This window comes from Bradyrhizobium sp., from assembly GCF_019244115.1.
GTDB lineage: Bacteria > Pseudomonadota > Alphaproteobacteria > Rhizobiales > Xanthobacteraceae > Bradyrhizobium.
In genome coordinates this window covers 1-7,817 of the sequence record NZ_JAFATE010000082.1, presented here as the reverse complement: position 1 = coordinate 7,817, position 7,817 = coordinate 1, and the positions used below count along the sequence as shown (strand labels likewise).

The following is a 7,817-nucleotide window of genomic DNA, read 5'->3' as shown; positions in this document are numbered from 1 at the left end:
CTCGCGGCGGCGATTGACCTTGAGGTCATCGAGTCCGGCGTTGCGCCGCTGTCCGAAATCCGCCCCGCCACCTATCTCGGCAAGGGCAAGGTCGAGGAGATCACCGGGCTGATCGCCGGACACGACATCGAACTCGTCGTGGTCGATTGTGCTCTGTCGCCGATCCAGCAGCGCAATCTCGAGAAGGCCTGGAACATCAAGGTGCTCGACCGCACCGGATTGATCCTGGAAATTTTTGGCCGGCGCGCAAAGACGAAAGAGGGTGCGCTGCAGGTCGAACTCGCGCATCTGAACTACCAGCGTAGCCGCCTGGTGCGCTCCTGGACCCATCTCGAGCGCCAGCGCGGCGGTTTTGGCTTCATGGGCGGTCCCGGCGAGACCCAGATCGAGGCCGACCGTCGCATGATCGGCGAACGCATCACGCGGCTCGAGACCGAATTGAAGAAGGTGCAGGCGACGCGTCGGCTGCATCGCGCCGGCCGCCAGCGCGTGCCTTACCGCGTGGTGGCGCTGGTCGGCTACACCAATGCCGGCAAGTCAACACTATTCAACCGCCTGACGCGGGCTGACGTGCAGGCGGCCGACATGCTGTTTGCGACCCTTGACCCGACCTTGCGCGCCATCCATCTGCCGCATGGCGGCAAGGCCATGCTCTCGGACACTGTCGGCTTCATCTCCAACCTGCCGACGCAACTCGTCGCCGCGTTTCGCGCTACGCTGGAAGAGGTGCTCGAGGCCGATCTCATCCTGCATGTGCGCGACATCTCGCACGAGGATGCGGAGGCCCAGGAGCGCGATGTCGATCAGGTACTGCGCCAGCTCGGCATCGATCCCGCTGCCGGGGACCGTATTCTCGAAGTCTGGAACAAGATTGACCGCTTCGTTCCCGACGAGCGCGAGAAGCTGCGCAACATCGCCGCGCGCCGTCCGTCCGAGCGCCCGTGCCTGCTGGTGTCGGCCGAAACGGGCGAGGGGCTCGAGCAGTTGCTCCGCGCCATCGAAGAGCGGCTGGCGAAGGCACGCACCACGCTCGACCTGTCGATCGACGCGGCCGACGGCGCAGGGATCTCCTGGCTGCACCGCAATGCCGAAGTGCTGAACAAGCAGCTCCATGATGGCCGCTTTGACATGACCGTGCGTGTCGACCCGTCAAAGCGCGACCTCGTGGTGAGCCGTTTTGATGCGGTGCCGCACCAGATCTAGGCCCTTCCGGGACCTGGGGCGGCCAGAAGCGCGTCTGTCGCCGCTGCCGGGGCGTCTGCGTCCGGCATGATCACCTCTTGAACGCACCGGGTTAACCCTGGTTATTGCTGCAATGGCGGCAGGACATGTCTTAGAAGCCATGTATCGTATATATTGTCCCAAATTTTGCCCGACCCGCTCGGTTCCATAGCATTCTACGAGTGTCCTGGAGCGAGGGTCGCGCGCAGCGGAGCGGAGATGTGAGACACCCGATCGACGCCGCCATCATGTTCACGGCCCTTTGGGTGCTCGCGTCGATGACGCTCGATATCCTGACCCCGAAGGAGTTGACGGCCGTCATGATCGGCGCAGCGATTGCGCCGGCGATGCTGCTGACGGCGCTGCTGTACGTGCTTCGCTATCCGCTGGTCGACTTCACCATCATGTTCGCGACGCTGTGGTTGATCGCGGCGATGTCGATCGAATTGATCTCGCCGGCGCAATTGTCGCCGCTGATGATCATCGGCGCGTTCGTGCCGGCGCTCATCGTCGGATCATGGCTGCATTTCTGGCCCAAAATCCGCAAGATCGCCGCCGAACGGTCCGCGACCGTCAAGGCGCCTCCCGGCCAACTGGGAACGAAGCCGCCGTAGCCGTGGCGAACGCGTGTCTCCGCATCACCTGCGAGCGCGATAGGAGAGCTCAAAGCCTCCGGCGCTTTCACGGCGTAACCCCTCTGCAGCACTACCCTGATAGGAACAAAGAAAATCGGCGGACGTTCGGCTCCACACCGGAGCGGTGCCGTGCATCCGCGCGCCCTCCGAACGGAGGGTGTTGTGCCAAAAGCGCTCAAACTCACTTTCACTCTGGTCGGAGCAGCCGTGCTCGGCATGGCTGCGCTGGCCGATTCCCTGCCGCCAGATGCGACCTACCGGCCACTTCCGACACTGCCGCTTGGCCAAGTCCGGGCAAATGACGAGGCCGAGAAGCCGCTGGTGGCGCAGCGTCAGCAGACTCTGCTTCAGCAGCGCTATGATCTCTCAGACCGGCCAATTCCCGACGTGATGATGTCGGGACTGCGAAAGCCGGTGCAGGGCGGTGTCCGTGTCAAGCTGCCGGCGGGCGTCACGTGGGACAGTCTCGCCGACATGAGTCCGGATGAAATCCGGCAGCGTGGACTGCTGCCGGCCGGATTCAGGCCGCTGCCGCATGTGAAGCAGGCGACCGGCGGCCAGGTCTTCCCGAACAACGAGATCGACGAGATCGGTCGCCAGGAGCAGCGCAACCTGCGACGGTTCGACGTCGATTTCGATTTCCCGGACCGGTTTACACCAGAATTTCCGCCACCGATCTTTCTCACCAGCCATCCGGAGCTGGGCGACGTCTCTCATGGCCAACTCCTCACCATCAAGAATTACTATCAACTCATGGTCGGCTTGATCACGCCGGTGCAGATGGAAGGCTTGCGTCTGTTGCTGACGCCTTTTCCACAGGAGGAATTCAACCAGACAGAAGATCGCAAGAGCGCGGATCAGAGCCTCGGGGTCACCTGCCTTGATTGCCACGCGAATTTCCATACCAACGCAGCGTTCCATCTAACCCCCGACGTTCGGCCGCAGGCGGCCCGTTTCCGCCTCGACACCGTCAGCCTGCGCGGCCTGTTCAACCAGCAACTCCATGGCTCGAAACGGTCGTTGCGGTCGGTCGAGGATTTCACGCAATTCGAGCAGCGCACCGCCTATTTCAACGGCGATCATGTCAGCGCGCAACGCAAGGGCGTGCATTTGCCCGACCGCTTTGACCAGGTGCCAATGATGGCCCAGATGCAGAACATGATCGATTTTCCGCCAGCACCGAAGCTTGATCCCACGGGGCATCTTGATCCGACCAAGGCAACAGCGCAGGAGCTCGCTGGCGAACAGGTTTTTCTCGGCAAGGGCCATTGCGCGCAATGCCACGTGCCTCAGACCTCATTTCTCGACAACAATATGCACGACCTGAAGCTTGAGCGCTTCTACGACATTGGACAGACTGAGAACGGCCTGGTGATGCTGCCGGACGGACCAATCAAGACATTTACGCTGCGCGGCATCAAGGACTCGCCGCCCTACATGCATGATGGGCGGCTGCTGACGCTCGCGGACACCGTGGAGTTCTTCAACCTGGTGCTGGGGCTCAAGCTGACGCAGGACGAGAAGGACGCGCTAGTGGCCTACATGCTCACGCTGTGAGCCGCCCGAAGAGGGAGAAGGAGAGCCAAGATGATCCGTCTGTTTGCCGTCACCTTTCTCGCCAGCCTCCTCGTTGGACCAGCATCCGGCCAGCAGGCCAACCCGGCAAGTCCGGCGCCCAGCAATCCCGGCGGCATGCCGGCGGGAACCAGAGAGCAGGCTCCGGGCGTGCCGGCGCCGCACCAGACCAACGATGCGGATCGCATCTTCATTCATGCGGCGGCGATTGGTGGTTTGGCGGAGGTGGACGCGGCTAAACTCGCGGCAAAAAAGGGAGGTAGGCGCGTTCAGGAATTCGCCCAACGGATGATCCACGATCACGCGGCCGCTAATGACAGATTGTCGGCCCTGGCAACGGCCGAGTCGATTCCGCTGCCCGATCGGCTCGATGACGAGCACAGCACCATGCGCGACAAGCTCGAACAAGCTAGCGGCACGCAATTCGATCGTACCTACATTGAAGGCCAGATCACCGATCACCAGAAAACGGCTCAGCTTCTGGAATATGAAATTGGGTCGGGAGAGAACGCAGACCTGAAGAAGCTCGCATCGGACATCCTGCCCACTGTGCTGGATCATCTGCGCATGGCGCAGATGATCAACTCAGAGAGCTCTCAAGCAGCCGAGAGGGCGCCGAGGTGAATCCGGGCACGCCCGAATGTTCCCAATAAAGCGCAAACTGGACTGACGGGCAGCATCGGCACCATGGGAGGGAGCAAGTTCACGCCGCTTGATGCCCCTTGCGCCTCATTCAGCCGCTTTCGCCTGATCCCACAGCGCATCCATCTCTTCCAGCGTCGCGGCTTCCAGCGAGCGGCCCTTTGCCGCCAGCGCCCGCTCGATGGCGGCAAAGCGGCGTGTGAATTTCGCGTTGGTGCCGCGCAGAGCCATGTCCGGATCGGCCCCGACATGGCGAGCAAGGTTGACGACCGCGAACAAGAGGTCGCCGGTCTCCCTTGCGAGTTCGTCTTGATCCTTGGAGTCCAGCGCGACCTCGATCTCGTCAGCCTCTTCACGGATCTTCTTCAACACGGCCCGTGGATCGTTCCAGTCAAAACCGACGGTCGCCGCCTTCTGTTGCAGGGCGAGCGCGCGCGCCAGCGAGGGCTGGCCGGCCTTGACCTGCGCCAATAGCGATGTGTGCTCCTCCTGGTCCGCAGGCCGGTCCGCAGGCCGGCGCGCGGCGCGCTCGGCCTTCTCCTCGGCCTTGATCCGATCCCAGGCGCCCTTGACGCCGGTCGCCGTCAACTTCCCCTCCTTGTCGGCGAACACATGCGGGTGCCGGCGGATCATCTTTCGCGTGATCGCCTCGACTACGTCGCCGAAGGCGAATACGCCTTGTTCCTCCGCCATGCGTGCGTGAAACACGACCTGGAGCAGGAGATCGCCGAGTTCCTCGCAGAGATCGCCGAGATCGTTGCGCGCGATCGCGTCCACGACCTCATAGGCCTCCTCGATCGTGTAGGGGGCAATGGTCGCAAAATTTTGCTCGAGATCCCACGGGCAGCCGCTGCCGGGTGTCCGCAGCGCGGCCATGATCTCGATCAGCCGGGAGATATCGCGGGAAGGGGTCATGTCGCGCCCTTATTCGACGAGGACGGGGCTGTATGCCTCACCTGGGCGGGCCATCCCAGCAAAAAGCGCCGCAACGCCGCGCAATCCACTGGTTGGCCGGGCGGGGCTTGGATGCTAAGGCGGAACTCAAATGATTGAGATGAGCGATCCGCCCCAAGGCAAAACCGCACTCGTGCTGTTCTCGGGCGGCCAGGATTCGGCGACCTGCCTCGCCTGGGCGCTCGAGCGGTTCGCACGCGTCGAGACCCTTGGCTTCGACTATGGCCAGCGGCACGCCATTGAACTCACCTGCCGCGATCGGTTGCTTGACGGCTTCAGGGACCTGCGCGCGGATTGGGCGCAGAGGCTCGGCGACAGCCACACGTTGACCATCCCGACGCTCTCCGAGATTTCGGAGACCGCGCTGACCCGCGACGTCGCGATCGAAATGGGAACGGACGGCCTGCCCAACACGTTCGTCCCCGGACGGAACCTGGTCTTTCTCACCTTCGCCGCGGCGCTCGCCTATCGGCGCGGCATTTTGGATATTGTCGGCGGCATGTGCGAGACCGATTATTCCGGCTATCCCGATTGTCGCGACGAGACCATCCGCGCACTACAAAGGACGCTCGTGCTCGGCACGGCAAAGCCGTTCGAACTGCACACACCCTTGATGTGGCTGAGCAAGGCTGCGACCTGGCGGCTCGCTCACGATCTCGGCGGGGCAGGGCTGGTCGACCTGATTTGCGAGCACTCCCACACCTGCTATCTCGGCGAGCGCGGCGCGCGCCACCACTGGGGGTTTGGCTGCGGCGAATGTCCCGCCTGCAGCCTGCGCGCGAAGGGCTGGCGGGAGTATGTGGCCCGCGCCGGATGAGGACGCGGAGAGAGGTCTCGACATGAACGATCGTGCAAGCCTGGACGCGCACATTCTCGATGCCGTCGCCGATGCGCTCATCTATGCCGATCGTTCCGGCGTGATTCAGCGCTGGAACAGCGCCTCTCAGCGCTTATTCGGCTACTCCGCGGATGATGCGCTCGGCCAAAAGCTTGATTTGATCGTTCCAGAACACCTGCGAAGCGCGCACTGGAGCGGCTTTGACGCGGCGATCACGAGCGGCACCATGAAGCTCGCGGGCCGTCCGACCCTGACCCGGGCGGCGCACAAGGATGGGCGCAAGCTCTACATCGAAATGACATTTGCCTTGGTCAAAGGCGCCGATGGTGCGGTCAAGGGATCGGTCGCCATGGCCCGTGACGTCACCGAGCGTGTCGAGCGCGAGCGCGCAGCGCGAACCTCCGGTACGCGCTAATCGAAATCCTCCGCCCGCAGCGCGATCGGCTGGCCGTGCGGGGTGCGATCGGTGGCATGGTCCCAGGCCTTGCGATAGCGATGCAGCGTCGCGGGCGAGGTGACGCCTTTCTCCGCGACCATCCGCTCCAGGGTCGCGAGCCAGTGCCGATAATAGGTCTCCCCAGTATCGGGATCGCCGCCCGCCTGGGCTCGCCTGATTTCGTCGGCGAGCATGGCGGCCCATTCGTTCCAGGTGAAGACACCGCGGTCAAAAAGCGCCAGCGCCATCGCAAATGCCTGCGCCTCCCAGGGCTCGCGGAACACTATGCCGTCGGCATCCTGCGGCAGATCGGGGAGCGCGCGCACACACGCGGCGGCGTCCACTACGAAAACTCCAGATAAGGCTCGAACGCGTCGATCGAGACTTTGACCGTCGGATCGCTATCCGCTCCCCAAAGCTCGGTCCCCTCGAATACGATGGTGTAGAGCCATTGCGGATTCTCGCCGGCCTCCTGCGCCGCCGAGTCCGGAAAGACGTGACAGCCGTGAACGCGTTCTACGACGCCGACACGGCCGCGCACATAGCGCGGCAGGCGGGTGTGGGTGGCGGGATGGATGTTCCTGGCGCGCGCTCGATCGCCGATCTTGAATTTCGCTGGCGCCTGTGCCGGGCGTTCAAACTTGCCGCGCACCATGATGCGTTCGACATCGTCCAGCGTGAACTTGCCGCGCTTCAGCGCCCTGGCCGGCTCGAGCGCGTGGCCCATCGTGATTTCCTCGGCGTCGACCAAACCCTGGTCGATCAGGAGATCCTCGAGGCCGAGCAGCCATTTCTTGTAATAGGAGCTGGCGAGATAGACGTCCGGCGGCAGTATTTCGCGATAGAAGCGCGACATGTCGATATTGTAGGCGCCGGCAGCTCCCATCGCGCGCACCATCGCCAGCACGCGGCTTTCCCATTCTGCATGAAACACCGGTTCGTTCGGTTCGGGCTCGACCTTGCCAAAGCCGTCCATGCCGCCCATGTCGTGCACGCCGTTCATGACAGCGCGTCCGGGGTTTTCGGAAAGCCGGTGCCGATCATGGAGTCGCGGGTCACGAGCTCGGCAAGCTGCTCTTCGCCAAAACCCTCGGTGCCTGCAGGCCGCATCGGCAGTACCAGAAAGCGGGTCTCGGCGGTCGAATCCCAGACCCGAATTTCGGTGTCCTTGGAGACGCTCACGCCGAAATCGGCCAGCACGCCGCGCGGATCTTTGACGGCACGGGAACGATAAGGCGCCGCCTTGTACCAGACCGGCGGCAGCCCCAAAAGCTCCCAGGGATAACAGGAGCAGAGCGTGCACACGACCATGTTGTGACGCTGTGGCGTGTTCTCGACGACGACGAGATGATCCCCGACGCGGCTGACATGGCCGAGGGTCGCGATCGCCTTGGTTCCGTCTTCCAGCAGGGCGCGTTTGAAGGCGGGATCGACCCAGGCCTTGGCGACGACGCGTGCGCCATTGTGCGGGCCGATCCGGGTCTCATAGGCCTGAACGATGGCATCCAGTGCCGCC

10 protein-coding genes are annotated in these 7,817 nt (G+C 63.4%); 6 read left to right on the top strand and 4 right to left on the bottom strand.

Translation table 11 applies throughout. The features are described 5' to 3' along the window. The 4 genes from hflX to JOZ76_RS03760 form a co-directional block, all read left to right on the top strand. Positions 1-1,203, top strand: a 1,203-nt coding sequence (hflX, locus tag JOZ76_RS03775; RefSeq protein ID WP_291697286.1) for a GTPase HflX, incomplete at its 5' end; no start/stop codon positions are given. 239 nt (positions 1,204-1,442) lie between these two features. Continuing rightward, positions 1,443-1,835, top strand: coding sequence for a hypothetical protein (locus JOZ76_RS03770; RefSeq protein WP_291697285.1), 393 nt, complete (start codon positions 1,443-1,445; stop codon positions 1,833-1,835). Between the two features lie 237 nt (positions 1,836-2,072). Next, entirely contained in the window at positions 2,073-3,413 is a 1,341-nt protein-coding gene (locus JOZ76_RS03765) for a cytochrome B6 (RefSeq protein ID WP_291697288.1), read from the top strand. A 30-nt stretch (positions 3,414-3,443) separates the two neighbouring features. Then, entirely contained in the window at positions 3,444-4,055 is a 612-nt protein-coding gene (locus JOZ76_RS03760) for a DUF4142 domain-containing protein (RefSeq protein WP_291697284.1), read from the top strand. Positions 4,056-4,160: 105 nt separating this feature from the next. On the opposite strand, the gene mazG is transcribed toward JOZ76_RS03760, so the two are convergent. Further along, positions 4,161-4,988, bottom strand: coding sequence for a nucleoside triphosphate pyrophosphohydrolase (mazG, locus tag JOZ76_RS03755; RefSeq protein WP_291697283.1), 828 nt, complete (start codon positions 4,986-4,988; stop codon positions 4,161-4,163). Between the two features lie 139 nt (positions 4,989-5,127). Here mazG and queC point away from each other — a divergent pair, with 139 nt between their 5' ends. Both queC and JOZ76_RS03745 read left to right on the top strand, forming a co-directional pair. Continuing rightward, entirely contained in the window at positions 5,128-5,844 is a 717-nt protein-coding gene (gene queC / locus JOZ76_RS03750; RefSeq protein WP_291697287.1) for a 7-cyano-7-deazaguanine synthase QueC, read from the top strand. 22 nt (positions 5,845-5,866) lie between these two features. Further along, positions 5,867-6,280 (top strand): PAS domain S-box protein, encoded by a 414-nt coding sequence (locus JOZ76_RS03745; RefSeq protein WP_291697282.1) that lies wholly within the window; start codon positions 5,867-5,869, stop codon positions 6,278-6,280. On the opposite strand, the gene JOZ76_RS03740 is transcribed toward JOZ76_RS03745, so the two are convergent. The 3 genes from JOZ76_RS03740 to nthA form a co-directional block, all read right to left on the bottom strand. Continuing rightward, on the bottom strand, positions 6,277-6,645 hold the full coding sequence (locus JOZ76_RS03740) for a nitrile hydratase accessory protein (RefSeq protein WP_291697281.1): 369 nt from the start codon (positions 6,643-6,645) through the stop codon (positions 6,277-6,279). The two genes, JOZ76_RS03745 and JOZ76_RS03740, sit on opposite strands and share 4 nt — an antisense overlap. Further along, on the bottom strand, positions 6,645-7,304 hold the full coding sequence (gene nthB, locus JOZ76_RS03735; protein WP_291697280.1) for a nitrile hydratase subunit beta: 660 nt from the start codon (positions 7,302-7,304) through the stop codon (positions 6,645-6,647). The genes JOZ76_RS03740 and nthB overlap by 1 nt, the downstream gene beginning before the upstream one ends. After that, a partial coding sequence (gene nthA, locus JOZ76_RS03730) for a nitrile hydratase subunit alpha (protein ID WP_291697279.1) occupies positions 7,301-7,817 on the bottom strand: 517 nt, incomplete at its 5' end. The genes nthB and nthA, both read right to left, overlap by 4 nt.

Bases quoted from the DNA above. Each gene is read 5' to 3' on its own strand.
- mazG (WP_291697283.1), bottom strand. From the start codon at position 4,988: ATGACCCCTTCCCGCGATATCTCCCGGCTGATCGAGATCATGGCCGCG.
- JOZ76_RS03765 (WP_291697288.1), top strand. From the start codon at position 2,073: ATGGCTGCGCTGGCCGATTCCCTGCCGCCAGATGCGACCTACCGGCCA.
- JOZ76_RS03760 (WP_291697284.1), top strand. From the start codon at position 3,444: ATGATCCGTCTGTTTGCCGTCACCTTTCTCGCCAGCCTCCTCGTTGGA.
- nthB (WP_291697280.1), bottom strand. From the start codon at position 7,304: ATGAACGGCGTGCACGACATGGGCGGCATGGACGGCTTTGGCAAGGTC.
- queC (WP_291697287.1), top strand. From the start codon at position 5,128: ATGAGCGATCCGCCCCAAGGCAAAACCGCACTCGTGCTGTTCTCGGGC.
- JOZ76_RS03745 (WP_291697282.1), top strand. From the start codon at position 5,867: ATGAACGATCGTGCAAGCCTGGACGCGCACATTCTCGATGCCGTCGCC.